Origin of the sequence: Megasphaera paucivorans (genome assembly GCF_900103535.1) — a bacterium.
Classification (GTDB): Bacteria; Bacillota; Negativicutes; order Veillonellales; family Megasphaeraceae; genus Megasphaera_A; species Megasphaera_A paucivorans.
Genome location: NZ_FNHQ01000011.1, coordinates 55,186 through 76,527 on the forward strand (window position 1 = coordinate 55,186; position 21,342 = coordinate 76,527).

At 40.2% G+C, this 21,342-nt stretch carries 20 protein-coding genes and 1 riboswitch; of the genes, 3 read left to right on the top strand and 17 right to left on the bottom strand.

Annotated features, from left to right (window positions below; all coding sequences use genetic code 11):
* Position 1: 1 nt before the first annotated feature.
* From BLR11_RS06545 to BLR11_RS06620, 17 genes are all read right to left on the bottom strand, one after another.
* Positions 2–1,027 (bottom strand): polyprenyl synthetase family protein, encoded by a 1,026-nt coding sequence (locus tag BLR11_RS06545; RefSeq protein WP_091649696.1) that lies wholly within the window; start codon positions 1,025–1,027, stop codon positions 2–4.
* Positions 1,028–1,143: 116 nt separating this feature from the next.
* Positions 1,144–3,300: an L-lactate dehydrogenase (quinone) large subunit LdhH gene (ldhH, locus tag BLR11_RS06550; protein WP_091649699.1), complete on the bottom strand. Its 2,157-nt coding sequence runs from the start codon at positions 3,298–3,300 to the stop codon at positions 1,144–1,146.
* Positions 3,301–3,321: 21 nt separating this feature from the next.
* Positions 3,322–3,870, bottom strand: a complete 549-nt coding sequence (locus tag BLR11_RS06555) for a LutC/YkgG family protein (RefSeq protein ID WP_091649701.1) — start codon at positions 3,868–3,870, stop codon at positions 3,322–3,324.
* Positions 3,871–4,752: 882 nt separating this feature from the next.
* Positions 4,753–4,890: a hypothetical protein gene (locus tag BLR11_RS14125; RefSeq protein WP_176762894.1), complete on the bottom strand. Its 138-nt coding sequence runs from the start codon at positions 4,888–4,890 to the stop codon at positions 4,753–4,755.
* A gap of 18 nt (positions 4,891–4,908) precedes the next feature.
* Complete coding sequence (locus tag BLR11_RS06560) at positions 4,909–6,240, bottom strand: M20/M25/M40 family metallo-hydrolase (RefSeq protein WP_091649703.1); 1,332 nt, start codon at positions 6,238–6,240, stop codon at positions 4,909–4,911.
* A gap of 40 nt (positions 6,241–6,280) precedes the next feature.
* Complete coding sequence (locus BLR11_RS06565) at positions 6,281–7,102, bottom strand: MetQ/NlpA family ABC transporter substrate-binding protein (RefSeq protein WP_091649706.1); 822 nt, start codon at positions 7,100–7,102, stop codon at positions 6,281–6,283.
* A gap of 70 nt (positions 7,103–7,172) precedes the next feature.
* Positions 7,173–7,271: riboswitch (SAM riboswitch) on the bottom strand.
* A 68-nt stretch (positions 7,272–7,339) separates the two neighbouring features.
* Entirely contained in the window at positions 7,340–8,641 is a 1,302-nt protein-coding gene (gene pbp4b, locus BLR11_RS06570; RefSeq protein ID WP_176762895.1) for a penicillin binding protein PBP4B, read from the bottom strand.
* Positions 8,642–8,837: 196 nt separating this feature from the next.
* Entirely contained in the window at positions 8,838–10,223 is a 1,386-nt protein-coding gene (locus tag BLR11_RS06575) for an S-layer homology domain-containing protein (protein ID WP_091649708.1), read from the bottom strand.
* A 60-nt stretch (positions 10,224–10,283) separates the two neighbouring features.
* A complete protein-coding gene (locus BLR11_RS06580; protein WP_091649711.1) occupies positions 10,284–11,030 on the bottom strand; it encodes an alpha/beta fold hydrolase in 747 nt (248 codons plus the stop codon).
* A gap of 12 nt (positions 11,031–11,042) precedes the next feature.
* Entirely contained in the window at positions 11,043–12,473 is a 1,431-nt protein-coding gene (locus BLR11_RS06585) for a tannase/feruloyl esterase family alpha/beta hydrolase (protein ID WP_176762896.1), read from the bottom strand.
* Positions 12,474–12,496: 23 nt separating this feature from the next.
* A complete protein-coding gene (locus BLR11_RS06590) occupies positions 12,497–12,769 on the bottom strand; it encodes an alpha/beta fold hydrolase (RefSeq protein WP_091649715.1) in 273 nt (90 codons plus the stop codon).
* Positions 12,770–12,803: 34 nt separating this feature from the next.
* Positions 12,804–13,277 (bottom strand): alpha/beta fold hydrolase, encoded by a 474-nt coding sequence (locus BLR11_RS06595; protein WP_091649717.1) that lies wholly within the window; start codon positions 13,275–13,277, stop codon positions 12,804–12,806.
* Positions 13,278–13,306: 29 nt separating this feature from the next.
* The gene (locus tag BLR11_RS06600) at positions 13,307–14,098 is read right to left on the bottom strand and encodes an alpha/beta fold hydrolase (protein WP_176762897.1); all 792 of its coding nucleotides are present in this window, start codon (positions 14,096–14,098) and stop codon (positions 13,307–13,309) included.
* Between the two features lie 230 nt (positions 14,099–14,328).
* Complete coding sequence (locus BLR11_RS06605) at positions 14,329–15,597, bottom strand: sensor histidine kinase (protein ID WP_091649722.1); 1,269 nt, start codon at positions 15,595–15,597, stop codon at positions 14,329–14,331.
* Between the two features lie 30 nt (positions 15,598–15,627).
* Positions 15,628–16,302 (bottom strand): response regulator transcription factor, encoded by a 675-nt coding sequence (locus BLR11_RS06610; RefSeq protein WP_091649727.1) that lies wholly within the window; start codon positions 16,300–16,302, stop codon positions 15,628–15,630.
* Between the two features lie 22 nt (positions 16,303–16,324).
* Positions 16,325–16,942 (bottom strand): GTP pyrophosphokinase, encoded by a 618-nt coding sequence (locus BLR11_RS06615; protein WP_091649729.1) that lies wholly within the window; start codon positions 16,940–16,942, stop codon positions 16,325–16,327.
* Between the two features lie 138 nt (positions 16,943–17,080).
* Positions 17,081–18,481 carry an aminotransferase-like domain-containing protein gene (locus tag BLR11_RS06620; RefSeq protein WP_091649731.1) on the bottom strand — a complete coding sequence of 467 codons (1,401 nt, stop codon included), beginning with the start codon at positions 18,479–18,481 and terminating at the stop codon, positions 17,081–17,083.
* 113 nt (positions 18,482–18,594) lie between these two features.
* On the opposite strand from BLR11_RS06620, the gene BLR11_RS06625 reads away from it, so the two are divergent.
* The 3 genes from BLR11_RS06625 to BLR11_RS06635 all read left to right on the top strand — a co-directional run bounded on the left by BLR11_RS06625 (position 18,595) and on the right by BLR11_RS06635 (position 21,031).
* The gene (locus BLR11_RS06625) at positions 18,595–19,326 is read left to right on the top strand and encodes an AzlC family ABC transporter permease (RefSeq protein ID WP_091649732.1); all 732 of its coding nucleotides are present in this window, start codon (positions 18,595–18,597) and stop codon (positions 19,324–19,326) included.
* Entirely contained in the window at positions 19,316–19,636 is a 321-nt protein-coding gene (locus tag BLR11_RS06630; RefSeq protein ID WP_091649735.1) for an AzlD domain-containing protein, read from the top strand. The genes BLR11_RS06625 and BLR11_RS06630 overlap by 11 nt, the downstream gene beginning before the upstream one ends.
* A gap of 162 nt (positions 19,637–19,798) precedes the next feature.
* Positions 19,799–21,031 carry a M20 family metallo-hydrolase gene (locus tag BLR11_RS06635; RefSeq protein ID WP_091649738.1) on the top strand — a complete coding sequence of 411 codons (1,233 nt, stop codon included), beginning with the start codon at positions 19,799–19,801 and terminating at the stop codon, positions 21,029–21,031.
* Positions 21,032–21,342 lie beyond the last annotated feature (311 nt).

The following is a 21,342-nucleotide window of genomic DNA, read 5'->3' on the forward strand; positions in this document are numbered from 1 at the left end:
ATCACACCGTCCCCAGCTTGCGAACCAATTTTAACAACAACCGAGAATATTCGCATTGCGGAAGTTCATCTGCAATTGCTTCTGCCTGGGATTGAAGCTTTTTTACTTCCTGCCAGGCTGCTTCGACTCCACCCAATCTAGTTACTGCCGTTTCCATCTGAAACATCTCTTGTAATGTCAATGCACCTTCAGCATTACGCCGCATGAATGGAATCAGCGTTTCCCGTCCTCCTGGCTGTTTCATGGCACAAAGTATCGGCATTGTATATATGCCTTCCTGGAAGTCCTTATGCGCCGATTTACCGATGGTCAAAACATCTGACGTAAAATCCAGCAAGTCATCCCGAATCTGAAACATCAAGCCGAGACACTCACCGAATAACTCCAAATTACGGACCAACCGTTCATCACAGCCACTCTCCATAGCTCCTATCCGGCAGCAAGCCATAAATAAAGCAACTGTCTTTCCGTGAATGTTGTTCAAATATTCCTCAACCGTCACGTTTTCCTTATATCGGCACATGGCTTGACCTATTTCTCCGGCACACATCGCCTCAATGGTCTTTGATAAAACAATACCTGCACGATTCATAGCTTCCTTCATCATGTAATAACTGATTCTTCCCATGAGGAAATCGCCTGCATATACAGCAGCATCTTTCCCGTACTTTTTTTGAATAGAAGGTTTTCCTCTGCGGTAATCTGAATCATCAACAATATCATCATGAATCAATGATGCCATGTGTGTCATTTCCACAATAGCAGCCAGTTTACAAAGTCGGTCCTGAGCTGTCTTGCAAGCTGATCCGAACTCACCTGCCAGCAATAACAACCTAGGCCGGATCATCTTTCCCCGGGTAGAAACCACATCATCCAATACAGTCCCCACTTCTGATCCGGAAAAAGAATGAACCGAAAAGAGATCAATATACCCTTCCACTGCTTTCATCCGCTTGTCGTACACATTCCCAATGTGCATCGGCATTACTTTGCTGACTTTGTTGTCAAATAATTCTTGTTTGGTCATCAATATGCTCACGTACACCTTTCCAGAGAATGTTTTCGTTTTAGTGAAATTCTGCAGTGAATATCACAGATTTTATATCTTTGTTACAGAAATGATTGAGTCACAGAAACTTGTTTTTAAAGACCACGTTTTTCCGTAAGGATCTGTGCCGTATGTTTAACTTTGATATCATCCCTGCCGCGAGCATCGAGACCGCCCCTGATCTGCAATAAACACCCCGGGCAATCAACAGCAACCGTATCTGCTCCGGTTTCAAGGATATGATTTATTTTTGCTTGCAAAATCGGTGCTGAAATTTCTGGATATTTGATGGAATATGACCCGGAGAACCCACAGCAGCTGTCACATTCGGTCATTTCAGTAAGTTCCACTCCTTGGGTCTGCGTAAGCAGTTCACGCTGTTCTTTCCAAACATTCATGGTTCTTCTCATATGACAGGAATCATGATATGTAATCTTCATCGGGACGCCGTCACCATCACCCGGAATACCGCCGAGCATGTAAACAAGTTTGGAGAAATCAAAAGTTTTTTCAGCCAGAATTTTTGCACGTTTAAGCATTTCCGGATCATCCTGGAACATATTTTGATAATCAATCAAAGCATGCGTACAAGTTGGGCAGGCAGATACGATATAATCATATTTTTCGGCTTCCATTGCTTCAATATTAATAACAGCAGATTTTTTGGCATTATCCTCATCACCCATATAAGTCGCCGGAGCTCCGCAGCAAGACTGGCCCTGAGGCATTTCAACCTTATATCCGCATGCATTTAGCCCCTTAACAACCGCTTCTGCAATATCTACATAAACAAAGTCTAGCAAACACCCCGTAAAAATACCAATCGTGCCCTTAGGATTTGGTACGTCCTGTTTCATTGTAAGAATAACATCACGAAAAGGTACTTTGGCAACCGTCGGCAAGCTTCGTCCCGCTGTAAGACCGGATAAAAACATCGGCATATGGCGAATCATCGGTTCACCTTTGCTGAGCGCTCCCTGTGCAACAGAAGCAATACGCAGCATGGAGTGGAAAAGATGACGATCACTCACTGTATCAAGAGCAAATTTATGAATCGGATTCAGTCCATCACGCTTTGCATATCTCGTACGCAGTTTCAAAATCATGCCCGCAATATCCAGTTTGCCCGCACATACTTCATTACATTTTTTACACTGCAAGCAGAGATTCTGAATATTTTCAGCTCGTTCCTGAGAAGTCAGGAATGCTGTCAACAAGGTACCAATTCCACCAGTGTATACCTTACCGCCATACACGTGACCACCTACAAGGCGAAAAGCAGAACAAACATTAAGACAGGCTCCGCAGCGGATACAGCAGAAAATATCTTTAAAATCAGGATCTTCCAGAATTTTGCTGCGGCCGTTATCCAAAATAACTACATGAAATTCTTTTTGCGCCTTTTCATCCGTTTCTTTATTTACCACAACTTCATTCGATCCAGTATACATGCAAACATAACTGGTAAGTGTCTGGGCAGTACCATTACGAGGCAGAGCTTTCATAGCATATCTGATATCGCTAAGCTTAGCGACAAATTTTTCAATACCTACAACGTATACGTGGATTGGAGGCAATGTAGCAGTCATACGTCCGTTTCCTTCATTTGTAAAAGTGATAACGGTGCCCGTATTAGCTACAGCAATATTAGCTCCGGAAACTCCCATATCTGCATTTAAGAATTTATCTCTCATATATTTTCTCGAAGAACGTACCAATTCCAAAATAACCGGATTATTTTGTTCATGAAGGTATTCCGTGAAATATTCTGCTACTTGTTCTTTAGAAAGATGAATTGCCGGCATAACCATATGAACAGGAGTATCTCCGGTAATCGCATTGATAAATTCCCCCAAGTCGGTTTCCTGCACGTCAATACCATCTTCACGCAGCAACTCGTTCATGTGGATTTCTTCGGTCGTCATGGATTTAGATTTTACAATGGCTTTAACTCCCTTTTCTTTAGCCAGTTTACGAATATACTCCATCGCAGCTTCGCCATCGGCTGCACGAAACACATGTCCGCCTCTGGCATTGAAATTCTTTTCAAATTCATCTACTAATTCATGAATATGTTCAGCCGCATACGATTTACCTTCATGAATTTTTTCACGAATCGCTTCAAAGTCGTACCCTTTATAAACCTTAGCCCTATTGCCCGGATAAGCACTGGTAAACTTAGTTAGGGCATTTTGCAGGGCATTGTTCTCTATGGCTGACTCGATCTCCTGCTTCAATTCTTCGTTATCCATATCAAGTATCCTCCTTTATTATTATTGATCATCGACTACGATTACCAGAATTTCCAGCGGACCGTGAACACCAACGGTACCGACACATTCAATATCGGCAGTACGGCTCGGACCGGTAATAAAACCTACAAAGTTAGGCATTTCAGGCATTGCACTAAGCATATCTATCATTGTATCTAAGTTATCTAAAATAGTAGACCGTTTAATAATGACAATAGAAAACGGCGGCATAATAGCAGCAATACGTTCATCCACATTTTGATGCAGCTGAATAACCGATCCCAAATCTGCGAGGCCATACTGTGCATCAATAATGCCGACCTGATCTGTTTCGCAATTCAAGCGAATATGATCCGTGTGAACCGTAATGCCGGCAGTCTTCAATCCTTCTGCAATGCCAAGTTCTTTAATATATTCTGTTTGAACAACGGCTGCTGTAGTATCTCCTCTATCGGAAAATACCTTTTTCAATGTTGGAAGCAACTCCACCTTGCTGCAATGTGCACATTGTCCGGTCAAGGCAGTCAATTTTTCCTCAAAGCTTTGATACAATTCATCTGCTTTTTCCATTTTCACACCTCTTTCATAAAAATAGCACTGATAAAACGTAGGTCATTCTTCTATCTAGGTATGACATAAAATAAAAAGATGTCATACCTGAAGAAATTTTAAGATAGATTTTCCCATACCACCTCACTAAAGTCCCCACCCCATCAACAGAGCAGAGAAAGAGTTTCTCCATATAGAATAAAACGTAAGTAATAAAAGGAATTTATTTAAAGCCAACAGAAGCAAGTAGTATAGAACAACTAATACTTCCGCCTAAATACCGTTATCATGTAAAACCACAGCTGTCTCTTTACGTATGTGTCCATAAAATAATAAAACCATAATATAAAAAAGCCTATAAGCCTATAGCATTATCGGCAGTTCTTAAAAAATAAGGCACAGCCAACATTGTTCAAAATATCTGCTATCCGGAAGGCTCTGGCAATAACGTCTCAGTCTATTGAAAACCTTGCAATTTTCCTTACTTAAATTATTCTGTTGAAATAAATTCCGTTGAGATTATGTTTACATTATACAATTTCATTGTGAATTTTACAATAACGCTATGCATTTTATTCATCTATTTCGTTGTTAAATTAACATTATAACTATGTGTTTTGTTTATAAGATAAGCATATCTTATGAAATAATGTCCAATTTTAGTAAAAACTTATACAAAATATGGTTTTATGGATAATAAAAAAAAGTTTCTTTTTGGTAGATGAAAAAAAAGAAGCTTTTTATGTATTACAATAATGCATCTTACAAGCAATAAACTTTGTGATTTTTTTAACATGTTATTCTTTATTTAATCTTAAAATAAATACTCTTTATCAAAATATATTAAAAATCAGCAGAGTATTTTCTCTAAAGAAATATACTCTGCTGATAAAATCATACATACTACCATTTATAAAAAGATGCCACACAGAATCCTAGCATAACAATAAGAATAAGCATATTCAATGGTGTAAAACCACTATATAAAAGCCATCCGGCAGCTATAACCGTACACACCGTAAATAAAGCCTTCTTCTTCATGAGAATACCGCCCCGCTTTTAATATTCCAGCAAAAATGTCTTGAAAAACTGTTTTGATCCCGGCAATGCATCAGCCGGAATTCTTTCATTGACCTGATGAGCTCCACCCCAGCGATCATCCACCAAAAATCCATCAAAGCGGAATACGCGCCGGACAACAGGTGCATAATAATGAGTGTCCGTAGCTCCCAACATAAGGAACGGAACAAGAGTAATGTTCTTCCCATAAAGTGTATGGAGCACTCTTTCTACCGTTCTATAATCATCACTATCCGGCGTCGAGGTAGGCATAGGATCTTCTCCTGAAACATGGCGCATCCGGACTCCTTCAGGCAAAAATTGCTGTAAATATTGCATGACCGATTCTATGGTATCTCCCTGCAATATGCGGCAGCTCATTGTCATTCCTACATGGGAAGGAAGGACATTCGGCTGATTGCTGGCCTGCGCCATTGTAAATGCAAACGTAGTATGAAGCATAGCATCTAGTTCAGGATTCTGACGTGCCAGCGCACACAACTCCTCCCAATATTTTTTCGGCTCTTGATAAATTCTTTTTTTATCTCCATCTTCAACTGCTGCGGCAGCTTTAAGCTGTGCCTCTGCCAATGGAATCAATCGATACGGATACGGATGTGTTTCAATATCTACAATTGCTTTAGCCACTGCACCCAAGGCGGTTCCCAATCCAGGTTTGCTGGCATGCCCCCCCGCAGAATCTTTATAAATTTCAATATTAACACAAGCTTTTTCACCTAACCCAATCCGTGCAACAAGCGTATCATCCTTGCCATGGACAATAGAACCACCTTCGTCAAAGGTACAGCCAATCGTCACACCTTCCGCCTGCAGATTTTGACATAATAAGCGTGCGCCATCCGGACCATCTGCTCGATAAATCTCTTCCCCAAATCCCAAAGAAATATATAAATCATATTGTGGACGCCAACCAGAAGCAAATACATCTTCTACCGCTTCCATCTCTGCGGCAAGCAAATGCTTGCAATCTGTTGTACCACGACCGTATACGCAGTCATCCACTAATTCTCCTGAAAAAGGATCATATGTCCACTGCGCTAAATCACCAACCTCAACCACATCTTGATGCGCCATAAGCATAAGCGGTTCTTTTACCGGATTATCTGCCTTAAAACAAAATTGCAATCCTGCTTCGCCTATTTCCGTCAATCGAAATTCACGATAAATCGTTGGATAAAATTTCTGCAGCCACTGATGCAGTTTGCCAAATTCCCGCCAATCAACTTTATTGCCATATTCATTGGATATAGTAGCGCATTGAATTATTTTTTGAAAATGCGCTGTCATTTTTTTATCTTTCGTAACCTTCATGTCATGCACCTCGAATACTTAGATTGATTTCCTTTTTATTCTACCACGCCGGAACAAGAACACCCGCAAATTCCTTGTCAATATAATCTTTTACTGCCTGTGACTGAAATGCTTTAACAAATTTTTTATAAGCCGGGTTATCTTTATCTGCTTCACGAGCAGCAATAATATTGACATACGGACTCGTATTATCTTCTACGGCAATACCATCTTTTTGGCTGTTAAGACCGGCAGAAATAGCATAGCCTGCATTAATAACAGATGCTGCTGTATCATCCAAGGAACGAGGAAGTTGTGCTGCTTCCAATTCAATAATATGAAGATGCTTAGGATTATCCACAATATCTTGAACGGTTACCTTCGTTGGTTCTTTTCCCTTTGTCAGCGTTATCCATCCTTGTTTCTGAAGCAGCAACAATGCCCGGCCGCCGTTTGATGGATCATTAGGAATAGCAATTGTTGCTCCATCGGGTATATCTCCAACGGTTTTATATTTATGGGAGTATAACCCTAACGGAGCTAAATAGGTTTGTCCTATACTAACTAAATGTGTACCATTTTTTTCATTAAAAGCATCTAAAAAAGGTTTATGCTGAAAAGAATTTAAGTCAATATCTCCACTGGCCAATGCCTGATCAGGTGTTACATAATCGGAAAAAGTTTTTACATGCACCGTCAATCCTTCTTTAGCCGCTTCTTTTGTTACCAAATCCATGATTTGTTCACTGGCACCCGGTGTAACACCAACAGTAATTTCCTTTTTTTCCTGCGAAGCAGAGTTACTTTGATTTCCACATCCTGCAAACAGGCTTGCCGCAGCAACCAGCGCAAGCGCAACAAGTACAATTTTTTTACATCTCATTTTCATCTCTCCTTAATAAAATTAACAAAAAAAAATCTTCGTCAAAAAAGACGAAGATTAATAACGTAATCAATCATCTTTCGAAATATTTCGCTGGAATTGGCACCTTTCCTTTCGGAAGGTTGCCGCAGTGTCATAGGGCCAGTCCCTCAACTGCTCTGGATGATATCGTTATGAAATTGTTGTTGCTATTCTAACATGCCGCTCCTTGTGCTGTCAATACAAAGTTATCGTCTCTTATTGCACTGCTTTATATACCATGGAAATGATATCGCCATAGCTTACAGTCGCAAAATCATCTGTAACAAAGGTATTAAGTTGTCCCGGTACATTCGGTTCGTGAATTCGATTGGTCAAAAGAATAATGCATAAATTATATTTAGGATCAATGACAATATCCGTTCCCGTCCACCCCGTATGCGCTATAGCCTGAGAACTAGCATAGGAGCCAAACTCCCATTCCTGATTTTGTAAACAATTTACATTCCATCCCAATGCAAATCGGGTATTGCGAGGACGCACGTATTCATCTATAATGCGGGAACTGCAAAGTGTGTAATTGCCATATCCTCCCTTATTCAATATAAGCTGTGCCAAAACAGCCAAATCTTCAGCCCGTGAAAACAAACCCGCATGACCAGATACTCCTTTCATGGAGTACCATGCTTTTTCATCCTGTACCTGTCCCTGTAAAGTACCTGTACGTATCCCGGGAAAAGTTACCATTCCCCAACGCGTATTGCCACAAGGTTCCGTAGCCGCACAATCTTCTGGCTTAAATCCTTTGCACAACGGATTAAACAACGTATGGGTCAACCCTAATGGCCGGTAAATCACATTCTCCGTATATGTATCCAGCCTTTGCTTTGTAACTTTTTCTATTACCGCACAAAGAATCATATAATCCGTGTCACTATACTGTATCTGGGTCCCCGTGGGATAAGAAAGCGGAATAGTATCTAAAAGTTTTAATGTCTTATCTCTATTCAAAGAATAAAAAGCGCCTGCCCGGGGTTCATAAAAACACATTTCCGGAGAAAAACCAGCCGTATGATCCATAAGATCACAAAGGCGGATTTTCTCACGACCATCACCGGTAAACTCAGGTAAATACGTTGATACCAAATCATCAGGGCGGACTTTCCCCTCTCCTGTAAGCCTCATAAAAGCAAAAATCGTAGCATATATTTTCGTATTAGAAGCAATATCAAACAAGGTGTTCACCGTCATAGGTTGACGTTTTTTCTTGGGGAGCAGTTGTTTTTGATCATACATTTTTGCCCAGCCATATGCCGTTTCTTTTATAATTTTCCCATCTTTTGCCACAAGCAGAACGGCTCCGGGAAATCCTCGCTTAACATCGTTTTCTATCACTGAATCAATATCTTGCAACCGCTTCCCCATAACATTAGAAGAAGGTAGAATTTCTTTGGTTAGAACAGGATAATGTTGTATTTTTTGCGGCGCAATGTCTTTCGCAAATGCAGGCACCGTCAACATCATAATAAAAATGATAGCTTGAAATAGTTTGCATCTCACAGCAATGCCTCCTTTCCTACCATATTATATCATGTTAAGTATATACGCATACTAAAGCTTTTTATTTTCAATAAAATACAGGTAAAAAAGTGAACCCAATAAGGGACCCCTTTTTCGGAGTCCCTTATTGGGTTCACTTTTATTTTGTGTAGGAAGATGTTGCATGCATAATGAATTTTACAAAAATCTTTTATACTTAGAAGAAGAAATTAAAAGTTGACTGCCAACTATTATTTAGCTTATCTCCATCAATATATTTAATGCGGTCATATGTCAAAGTCCATTGTACATTACGCCATGGTACATAGACAAAATCAGCCCGCCATGCATTAATACCATCAAGTGCATTCTGCCAATTACCATCGACATCTGTCGTAAGCGGAACCCAGCTAAAAGCACCGCGATTCCACAAACCAGCCACACCGCTTGGCAAGTGTCGATAGGAAATTCCCCATCCCCAATCTCCTTGTTTAAACGGATTGACCATATTCGTGTATAAGGCCGGCATATAATTTGTCGCCTTGTATTTAGATTGAAGAGCTATGAAATAACCATTTTGTTTGCCAGAAGCATGTCCGTAAGCATAATTGTCGGGATTAGCATTATTATGTGCATATTCAAAGGATAGTGCCAATTTCGGTGTAATTTCAACAGCACCGTTAATGACGCGCAAATCTAAATCGTCAACCGTATCGGAATAGCTTTGACGTAATGCATACGCACCGATGTCCATTTTACCATTCGGTTTATACTGCGCTTCCATAAATTTAACGCGTTGTCCCGATGATATTAAATAAGAACTATTGGCTAACCCGCCTCGGAAAGTCCATTTATCTTGCTTGCGAGTATAGTATACTCCTTCCGTATCACCTGTATTACCAAAAAAAGCGCCTTTCCCCGGATATAATTGCATTTTACCAACTTCAAGCGTACCGCCAAGCATATTCTTTCCTGTCATCCAGAATCGATCAAAGCGAACTGTTTCAGACGTATTTGACTGCCAATTCCACTTCGCCTGCACTAAGCGCGAATTCCATGTCCATCGATCTCCTACGTCCGCACTCATGTATACTCGGATACGTTCCATTAATTGATCGGAATTCTTAATATTTTTCCCCGTAACCCAGGCTCCACCACTATTATTGCCTATGCTATTATGTGTATATTCAATGCGATTATCAAAAAAGAAATTCACATTAGGCTTAGCTATCGGCTTTGCCTCTGCCGGAGCCGGTTTAGTCGATTGAACAGCACCAATTTTCTCCAAGTCCTGCGCATATTCTACAGCTAACTTTTCAATTACACGTTTTTGTTCCGGTGTTGCTTCATCTATTTTTGTCATTGCGTTAGCTACCAAAATAGACATTTCATACCGTGTTACCGTCCGTTTCCCATCAAAGCGTGTCACGTCTCCTGATACGACACCTTCTTGGGTTAATTGTTTAATTGCACTATAAGACCAGTCATTCACAGGGACATCATAAAATATAGCTGAAGGGGCGGCAAACCCTGGAACAGTTACACCAACAGCCATTACAACCGTCATAACTGCCAAAACATTTTTTGACATTCTTTTTTTCACGTTCTTTCCCTCCTTCAATAGTGTTGTAGCTTACATCATGCCTCATACTTTTCATTGACATTATAATGATGCAATAAATTGTCGTACTGTCTCTGCAAACAAATCAGGTACCTCTATTTGCGGATTATGTCCGGACGCCGGCAAAATAACTAAGGATGCATGAGGATACAATCGTGCTGTTTTTTGTGCTTCCGACAAAGGAACAACTGCATCCTTTTCTCCTTGCATGACTAGAACCGGTTTCATAAAGGAAGGCGCTTTTTCAGAGAAATCCACCGTAGTCAACGCCCGAGAATTAGGAATAAACACGTCTTTAGCCAAAAGACAATCTGCGAGCAACCCTTTCATAAGTGCCGGAGGTACATCTACAGCCAAAGTTGCTTTTAAAGAAATCAGTAATACTTGTTCGTCTTTCACTACTGTTTCCAGCAAAGAATAATCAAACGGCCCCATGCCTCCGATATAAGCTGAATCCACAAGAATCATGGCCTTCAAATAACTCGGCATATCCACCGCCAGCTGCATCGCTACTGCTCCGCCAAGAGAATGCCCCGCAACAGTGCAAGGAAAAAAGTGCTGTTGCTGGAGAATCTCCATAATATCTTCAGCATGTTGTTTTATCGTTATATCTGCTTTCCCGCGTTCTGATCGGCCGCATCCCCTCAAATCAACTGCCAGCATGTCGAAAGAATCGTCAAGACGGATCATAGCCGGTCTCCACCAATGAGAGGAAGCTAAATTGCCATGAATAAACAATATTTTTTCCATCCCGTTTCCAGAACGAAAATAATGAAGCGTTTTCATCATATGTTACCTCTTTTAGTACATATCAATTTCACTGTGATCCCAAATACTGAAAACTTTATTCTTTGATTCAGGAACACCGATAGTCATACTTGGTGGTGCCGGAACACCGTTTTCTACCCAATTTACCAACGCATCAAAAGCCTGATGTACATATGGCATAAGCGGCTGTAATGTATTTTGAGGATCTACTTTGGGATTATTCACAAAAGAGTCAAAATGATTGCCGTGTTCGACCATATATAAGCGGTACATACGGATATCACCATTTTTTTCCACAAGTTTTTCATAAGCCGCTGCATGAACGTTAGGGAATAGCAGTGCATCCCAAGTTCCATGAATAGTAATTGTCGGTTTTATAATTTTTCCCGTATTTTCAATAGCTGCAATGCGTTTCATCGCTTCCGGCCGCTTAAACCAATCATAATTTTTATAATCTTCAGGATGGCTTAAAAATTCCCACCAATTACGATTTTTGTATTCCGGATCATATTTGACTCGGTGAAGATTTAACGTCGGCAGCCAATATAACGTACCGTATATCGGCCATAACATGCGAGACTGTTCGGGCAAGCCCATTTTTTCCAAAGATGCTGCTGCTAATTTCTTCGCCTGCGGCGATGCTGTTTGATCTTTTAAAATTTGCCATGCATTAACCGCTGTCGAAAGACTGGAAATAAGATTTTCTTCGTGCCCTCTCCATAAAACACCTTCCCAATCGATCATACCGCTGTATAATTCCGGATGATGTTCCATCGCATAACGAGTTACGTACCCGCCATTAGAATATCCCCACAAATAAGTATACGCCGGCTCTTTATTGTACAGTTTCTTCAAAACTTCTCGTGAGGCCATCGTCAGTTCATAGAAACGCTGATTCCATTCGCTCAAGGAATCTTCTTTATTGCTAAAAGCATTCATTGCCTTCGCCCAAGGATAAATAACACCGTCCGGAGCTGGTATTTGTTCTCCCGTCGTCCCTTTATCACAAATAGCATATGCATAACTGGCACCATTTTTATCGACCTTTGTAAGAACATAATCACTGATAAGTGCATCCGTCGAACGAGAGTCACCGAAACCAGGTGCTCCTACAATAACCAATCGACCATTCCATTTATCAGGAACACGAATAACAAAATTACAATCATCAAAATATCCGCTTATCTCTTTACCAGAAATCTTAATTTTGGGCGCATACCAATCAGGGCGCTGCGGCGTCCCCGTTGACCAATCACTTACTGCCAGCGCAATGCGGCGTCCTTCCGCTAATTTACCTATGTCCGGATTATTGGTAGTCAAATCTGCATACTGTACTACATTGACATTATGTGCACCCGTAATATAGGTAGACATAGCGTTTGTTAAAAAACTCGGAGCTAAACTAAAAAAACACAATCCTGACATCAACAACATTGTTTTTATTGTTTTTTTACAGTCAATCAACGTCTCCACATCCTTTCTCTTTTTTAATATCCGTGTGCTTTTAAAAATCCAAAAAATTCTCCCGCTGCACATTCTGGCTGTTCAATAAACGGGGAGTGTCCGCATTTCTCCAACAAAACCACACGTGCCGCTTGCATCACACCTATCGTATGGATCATTTCCGTAACAGGAATAATCACATCCTGCCGGCCATGCAGAATTAACACAGGAACTTTTATTTCTGCAGCCTGCTGAAGCAAGATGGTATCATGCATAGTTTCTGGATTGCTGAAATAAATTTCAGGAGAACAGTGCATAGCATCCCGCCAGAATCGATCAATACCTGCGGCATCACGATAATAGGGGAAGCAACTTTCGACAGCTTTTCTTAAAACTATATTGTTTTTTTTGTAACTCTTTAAAATTCTGCCGCCCCTCTTCGGTCAATCGCAGTCCATCTGCCGGCACACTATCAACTAATGTCAGCGATTGAATCTGTTTGGCATACACCCCTGCATATGCCAAAGATATTTGTCCACCCATGGAATGTCCCAGTAAATGAAATTGTTTTAATTCTAATTTTTCTGTCAATATTTTTATATCATCAACAAACTGTAAAATTTCATATCCACTGCTTGTATGCGTACTTTTACCGCAACCGCGAAGATCCATTGCAATGAAACGATATTGCTTGGGAATGTGGGGTAATAAAAACTTCCACCACAATGAAGACGCTAGATTGCCATGAACAGCCACAATCGCATTCGGTCCGGTTCCATATTCTTGATAATACATTCTCCATTTCGGCAGATTTAGAAACGGCACACTCTTTCCTCCTTTCTAAAAGATTTTTTCTATAATACATCAGATAATTGTTCAAGAAACTGAGATAGCAGTCGATTATATTCCTGTGGGTTTTCCACTTTAGACATATGTGCAGCCGCCGGAATAACAGCAAGCTGCGCCGCTGGAAGATTTTTTTCTAAATATTCCGCATAGGCTAACGGTGTCGTCTGATCGAATTCTCCTACAAGCAGCAAAAAAGGGAAATTCATTTGCTTGTGATATATCCGATAATCTGCCTTAAAGGTAGCAATAGTTGCTTGTTTATACGATTCCGGCTCATTATGCAAAAACAATTTTTTAATTTCCTGCCGCACCTCCCACGATGTCTGCGGAGCACAACATTTCTCGGCAACCATTTCCGCCAAATCTTCCATGGCAGCTGTTTTAAGATACGCTAACCTCTCTCTTAATCCATCCGTACTAAACGGCGGTGGATAAAATCCAGCAGCATCGCTTAACACAAAAGCAATCGCTCTTTCCGGATAGTGGACCGCAATTTCCTGACAAATCAATCCTCCCATGGAATGACCTATAAAAACCGCTTTTTCAATGCCAAGTTTATTCAGTAATTCAATAATATCTTTTGCAAAAAGAGAGATTGTAATGATTTCGCTATCATCATTACTGCTTTGTCCATGAGCCCGCAAGTCAAAATTGATTATTCTATATTTTCGGCTCAAACAGGCAACCTGATAGTTCCATGATTGCATGCACTCTCCCAATCCATGAATAAAAACTAAGGGGGTTCCACTTCCTTTTTCCTCATAATTTAGTTGTATGTTGTTAATTTTTATAAACACAGACAGCACCTCCTTACCAGATAACATCCGCTGTACATAAAGTATGGTGTTCTTGACCATATTATTACATTTATTAATGAAATGTATTTATTTAAGTAATGAAAGTATATCAAGCAACAGTTACGTATAAGTTACATTCCTGTTACAAAAAGAGAACTGACATTAAAAAAATAAATGTCAGTTCTCTTTATAAAACATAATATAATGTTAAAAACTTATATGCAAAAAACTCATGTACTCGTACTCATCTTGACAACAAACGTAATTTTCCCATCCGTATAAGACACTTGAATTTTTCCCTTAATAAGCTGTGTTAATTCCTCTGCCATAGATAAGCCAATACCATATCCATTTTTCTGACTATTATGAGATACATCCCCACGATAAAACCGTTCAAAAAATCGAGAATAATCAATAGCTGCCCCTTCAGCATAGGTATTGGAAATAGCAATGACAACCTTTTTCCTCTTTTCTTTTGCAAGAACAACATCAATGACACCCTCATCATCACAATATTTGACAGCATTATCAACAAGAATATTTATCAGTTCATATACACATTTCGCATCAGACCGCACATAGACCGGAGAAACAATACGGCAATTCAGCTGTTTTCCCTGATCCTTTGCCATCTGTCGAAACGACTCGGCCACAGTCGTAACAGTCTCAGAGACATTCAATGTAGTGATAGTAAGATCTACATTAGAACGTTCCCCCATTTTAGACAACATAATCAGATCATCAATTAAATTAGACAATCGCTTTACTTGTTTTAAAATATTGCCAGTCCATTCATTTTTTCCATTGATAAGTTCTATTGCTTCTGTATTAGTGGAAATAATAGCAATCGGTGTTTTCAATTCATGTCCCGCGTTGGTGATAAACCGTTTCTGATTTTCCATATTACGCACAAACGGCTTAATCGCCAAGTTACACAACGCCGCCAAAATAAACACGTACAGTAAAATACAAATGAATCCAAGCATTACAGAGTACCTCATAAAGGCCTCTACCGCACCTACGTCCCGTGTGCAATCCATAATAACGATAAGAAAATCTCCGTCTTTATTTTTAGTGATCATATACGCATAGCTAGCTCTGTCTTTTTTGAAAAATCCTTTGATCTTTCCTTCCTGTACCGTAGTCCGCGCGTATTGAATTGCTTCATTTTCCGTAAAAGCAGCAATATGCTTAAGGTCAATTTCTTTTACATATCCATCAGGATCGACCAGTACACTGAAAAAACGAGTTTGATAGGAAAATTCCGGAGTGTCATCTGACCAATTAGAATCTCCAAACCAGCTGCTATCCGGAGGTATTTTTTTAGGCAGCACATTTCCACCATTCTGTGTAATATAGGAAAGAACCGATTCCACTTGGGCATGCATGCGCATATACGCAATTGTATTGATCATTCCCAGTGCTCCGGCAACAATAATAACGACAGCTGCCGTAGCAACTAGAATAAACTTTTTCCGCAGATCCCTTATCATGTTCATGTCTGATGTCACCTGCCTTTACATGTAGTGTTACTTTCTTCTTTCTGTCAGTAAAAATTTCTTGCCTCTTTCCCCTATAATCTGAATATCTGCATCAATAGATTCCAATTTTTCCCGCAAATAGGATACATATATCCAAACAATAGTCATATTTACATTCGTTTCATCTTTCCAAACATGTGAAAAAATCACTTCTGTTGAAAGTTCTTTTCCAACATTCAGCATAAAAAATTTCATAAGCTTCGTCTCTTTATTGGCCAGACGGATAGAATTTTTACAAGATAATTCCTGTTCTTCCACATCCAAAGCAACCGTGCCTACAGAAAGCTTCGTCGGCGTAAAAGAACTAAGGCGGCGCGTCATGGATCGGATACGTGCCAATAATTCACCCATTGCAAATGGTTTTGTCAAATAATCATCTGCACCTGCATCAAGACCACTGATTCGATCATCAATTTCAGCCTTAGCTGTCAACATAATGACTGGTGTTACATCCCCTTTGCCTCGTAAGTGCTTTAACGCTTCAACCCCGTCCATCTTAGGCATCATAATATCAAAAACCATACAATCATATGTATTTTCCTGTGCTTTATTTACTGCTGCCGCTCCATCATATACAGCATCTACTTCATATCCGGAATGACGCAATATAGCAGTTAACGCTGCCGACATATCACGTTCGTCTTCTGCCAGCAATATTCTCATCCTATTCACACTCCCCCTGAATCTACTGCACCGTATGAATTAAATTTCGTATAGTTTGCATAGATACATCACAAGCTGCCAACTCATCTGCGCATCGTTTCAATTCCCGCACGATCATTTCTGGATTCTGAATATCATGCTTATATTTCATTTGATGTTCCAAGCTGGCCCACGAATCCATGGCAATTGTCCTGATTTGTATTTCCGCAAAAAAGTGTCCCGGATTTACCCCGTCTACATCTTTATATGGCTCTGTCAGTTCGATAATCATGTGATAACTGCGATATCCATTCGGCTTAACATGTTTGATATAATCTTTTTCTTGAACCACACGGCATTCTGTAAATGCTTTAATATAATTTACATTAACATAAATATCATCAATAAACCGACAGACAATCCGGAGTCCGATTGCATCCCGTATATCATGTACAGCCGAATGCGGAATTTGCGGCAATCCCTTGCGCCGGCACTTAGCCGTCATGCTGTCCTGTGATTTAAGACGATAAATCAAATGTTCATACGCGGCTTCTCCGTTTTGTTTTTTCTCTTTTTCATTATATGCTTGAATACGCCTTACCAGATCGTTCAACACGGCTTCCAGTGCCGGGACATATTCTCCATATATAGTATCCGTCATTCCTGTTTCACCTCAATTTTAGTTACATCATTATTATATCATACCATTATCCGCAATATTATTATCAAAAATATATATGCGGCTTGGATAATTTGTTTTCATGCATAACTTTTTATAGACGTATGCATAGTTTCTTTATTAATAACCTGCACACCTTTCATCCAGCATTTTTTTAATGAGCTGTACCCCGTCAGCCAGCTGTTCATGTGTTCCCGGAGCTGCTACAGCCAATCTTACGGCATTTACAGATTTCGCATTTCCTACAGCAAAACACTCGGCTCCATAAACATGCACGCCCCGCTGATACGCGCTTGCTGCAAACGCTTCTCCTGTAATATGTGATGGCAGAATAAGCCAGCGCATAATCCCTTCTGGCACGCCTCGAACATCATAATTTTTCAAATACCTGTCTACAATAGTATTTCGCTGTCTATTTTCATTACGATGCTCTTCTATGATTTTTCTTGCATCTCCAGATACGATCATCCGGCATACCAGCTCCGCCATCATGGGCGGCACGGAGATATTCATATTGTATAACGCTTCCGTCAATTTCTGCCTGCAACTTTCAGGAACAGCCAAAAATGCCATCCGCAGCCCTGGTGAAATAACTTTAGAAAGACTCGATATATATATGGTTCGTTCCGGAACGCGCGCTGCAATCGGTATGCGCGGCGTATCATACAACAAGCTGTGAATAGCATCTTCAATTACAATTAAATGTTCTCTCCTAGCAATATCAGCAATCGCATTTCTGCTTGTTTCCGACAAGGTATGTGTCGTAGGATTATGCATATCCGGTATAATGTACACTCCCTTTATATTGCCATTTTTACAAGCATACAATAAATTTTCAGCAGTTATTTCCTCATCATCACACGATGGAATAGGATATAAACGTATCCCCAGCATATTCGCCGCCGTTTTTATCCCCGGATATGTAAATTCACAAGTGCCGATCACATCTCCTGCACGGAAAAGTCCCGCCAGCACAGCTATAATAGCATTTTGAGCTCCATTGGCAAGCAATACTTGAGATGATTTTACATCATACCCTGCCCGGCGTATTAATTTTGCCGCCGTATCCTTTTGCCACAACGTTCCATTAATTCGTCCATATTGAAAAAGTTCCGGAAAATCCGGTTTTGCAATCATCTTTTCCATCTGTGCCGCAATAATCCCGTTACTATTCTTCGAAGGAAAAACCGGACCCATTTCAATAATATCAGACAAATTTTTTTCAGACAATAAAAACGGATCAGCAGCCGCATCAGACGCAACAAAAGTACCATTGCCAACAGTCGAACAAATAATACCTTTTTGTTCACACAATTTAAATGCTCTGGAAACAGTGCTTACATTGATATCCAAAAAATCCGCCAATTCCCGCTGCGGCGGCAATCGTGTACCCGGAGTCAAAACCCCTTCCCGGACATCATTTTCCAATTGTTGCGCAATTGTTTTATAAAGAGGTCCCATACACTTTTCAATATCAGGTTTCCAGCTCATAGGATAATCATCAAAAGAATTGATTGGCATACACCCATCCGCCCTTCCAAATTGTATTGCATGCAATTATAACATTGTATGTATAAAATGACAATGTTATACTATGAACTACTACATCAACTCACGTAAGGGGAGGTATTTTTATGCATAGTAAACGTACTATATTTTTGTCCAATTTCCGATTCTTTGATGCGGATTTTCAGCAAGGAATTCTAGATGGATGCCCACTTCTTTTAGGCATAGTTCCTTTCGGAATTACGTGCGGAATCATAGGACTTACCGCAGGACTTACTCCAACTGAAACACTTTTTATGTCTTTACTTGTTTTTGCAGGAGCTGCTCAATTCATCGCAATTACTATGCTGGGTACAGGTTTAGCCGGAATTGGCCTTATCACATTAACTACACTGTTAGTCAATGCACGTCATATGTTGATGGGGGCCTCCTTGGCGCCTTACATGATCAATCAAACACGCCCGCAGCAATTACTTTTATCGTTTCTAATGACTGATGAATCTTATGCTGTAACAATCAGCCATACATGTCGGCATAGTTACAGTTCCTCCTATCAACTGGGTGTCAGCCTTTGTTTTTATATCATCTGGAACCTTTCTACTTTGACAGGTGTTCTGGTTGGAAGCTACATTCCCGATCCCCTGTCTTGGGGCCTTGATTTTGCCATGCCTGCTACCTTTTTAGTACTGCTGCTTCCCCGACTGAAAGATTTTGTCAGTATTGCCGTCAGTATTACCGCTGCTATATTGGCAGTCATAGGTGCCGTTTATCTTCCCGGAAAATTATATATGATAGCAGCTTGCTTAGGTTCCATATTTATTGCGAGTCTGCTGGAAGGAGCAAAAAAATATGCGAAGTGAAATATTCTATATCATCATTGCCATGGCAGCTGTAACTTTTATCACCCGCTTCAGTTGTATCGCCATAGTAAATCAAAAAGGCCTGTCTTCTTCCTTAGCACGATGGCTGAAACATATCCCCACTGCCATTTTAACCGCATTAATTGTGCCTGCATTACTCTTGCCGCAAGGAAAAATGGATTTTTCTCTGCAAAATCACTACCTTATCGCCGGTATAGCCGCTGCCGCTGCCGCCTATAAAAGCAAAAACATCATGATTACACTAACAATCGGTATGGGTATAATGATCGCGCTACGGCTATTGAATTAGAAAAATCAAACGTTCACATACAATCGAGCTATAGGAGAAGTCTTTCGCCATCTGTCGAAAAACATATTTTCAAACGATAAATTACCATATTCGCATGACAACAATACCTCTCAGCAGATATAATAATAATTATATATCTATGTTTTAGGGGGAGATTCTAGTATGACCAATACAATAGTCAGTGATAATTTGGAAAAAATGCTGCAGGATATGATGAAATTTTCAGCAGACACTACCGGTGTAACCAGATTACCATTTACAAAAGAAGCGGAACAAGCCGCTTTATATTTGCAGTTCCGTATGCGTGAAATCGGTTTGGAATCCTATATAGATGTATCAGGAGCCGTGCATGGAATCCACCGCGGAAAAACAAAAAAACGAATCATTATCGGATCACACTATGATTCCGTGAAATGCGGCGGTCCTTTTGACGGAATCGCCGGTATTGTTTGCGGTATTGAAACTGCTCGTCTCTTAGCTGATCAGGAATTGGATTACACGCTCGAAATTATCGCTTTAAACGACGAAGAAGGCATTCGCTTCGACGGTAGTTATTTTTCCAGCAAAGCATTTCTAGGCGGTTGGACTGTCAGCGACTTAAAAACAATTCGCGACAAAAACGGGATCAGTATATATGATGCCATGAACTCCATGAGCTTAGATCCGGAACATATCGCAGATACTGCTTGGAATCTTGATGAAATACGTTGTTTTTTAGAAGTACATATCGAACAAGGTCCCATACTGGATCAGAAAAAATGTGATTTGGGAATTGTCGATCGTATTGTTGGGCTGCGCCGCTATGAAATAACACTGTGCGGTCAAGCCAATCATGCCGGTACAACGCCGATGCTCATGCGTCATGACCCACTAGCAGCAGCCGCAAAGATAATCTCAGCTGTAGAAGAGGCTGCGTTGCAGCACTCCGATGCGGTAGCTACCGTCGGATTTTGCAAAATAGTTCCTAATACAATTAATACTATCGCATCTCAAGCCACACTCACAATCGATATTCGAAGCCGGAACATGATAGACATAACAGAAATTAGCAGTAAAATTGCATCAGAAGTGAAACAAGAAGCATTACTGCGAGGTGTAACGTATAATTTGAAAGAAACCTTCTGTAGTGAACCAGCAGAAATGAATCCCCAGCTGCAAAAATATTTACAATCGGCTATATCGAAAAGCAACTATACCTATATGACAATGAGCAGCGGCGCCGGTCATGACGCTCAACCCATTTCACATAAAGTACCAACCGCCATGCTTTTTATCCCAAGCAAGGATGGGAAAAGTCATTGCCCGGAAGAATATACTGCCGTGGAAAGTTTAGTCAAAGCAGTACACGTCCTGCAAAAAACCATATTAATAATAAACAAGGAAGTACGATGCTAACGTCCATTTCCCGCTTTATTTCGTACCACAGCAATGGATATTCATCTATGAGAAACCGTTTTATTTTACTATATACCTTAATTAATGCAGTTCCAAACTAGCAAAAAACAGCCATCCTTAACAAATATCCGTTATGATAGCTGTTTTTTTTATTATTCTATTTATATCTTGCACCATTCGTAATTACTTCTCTTAAACACTTTCAAAAATGTACGTATGATGTTCTCTATCATTCACACAAATAGTATTAGATGCAGGAGAACTGAAATCTTTATTAATACACAAGGATATTTTTTATTCTAATCAAACAA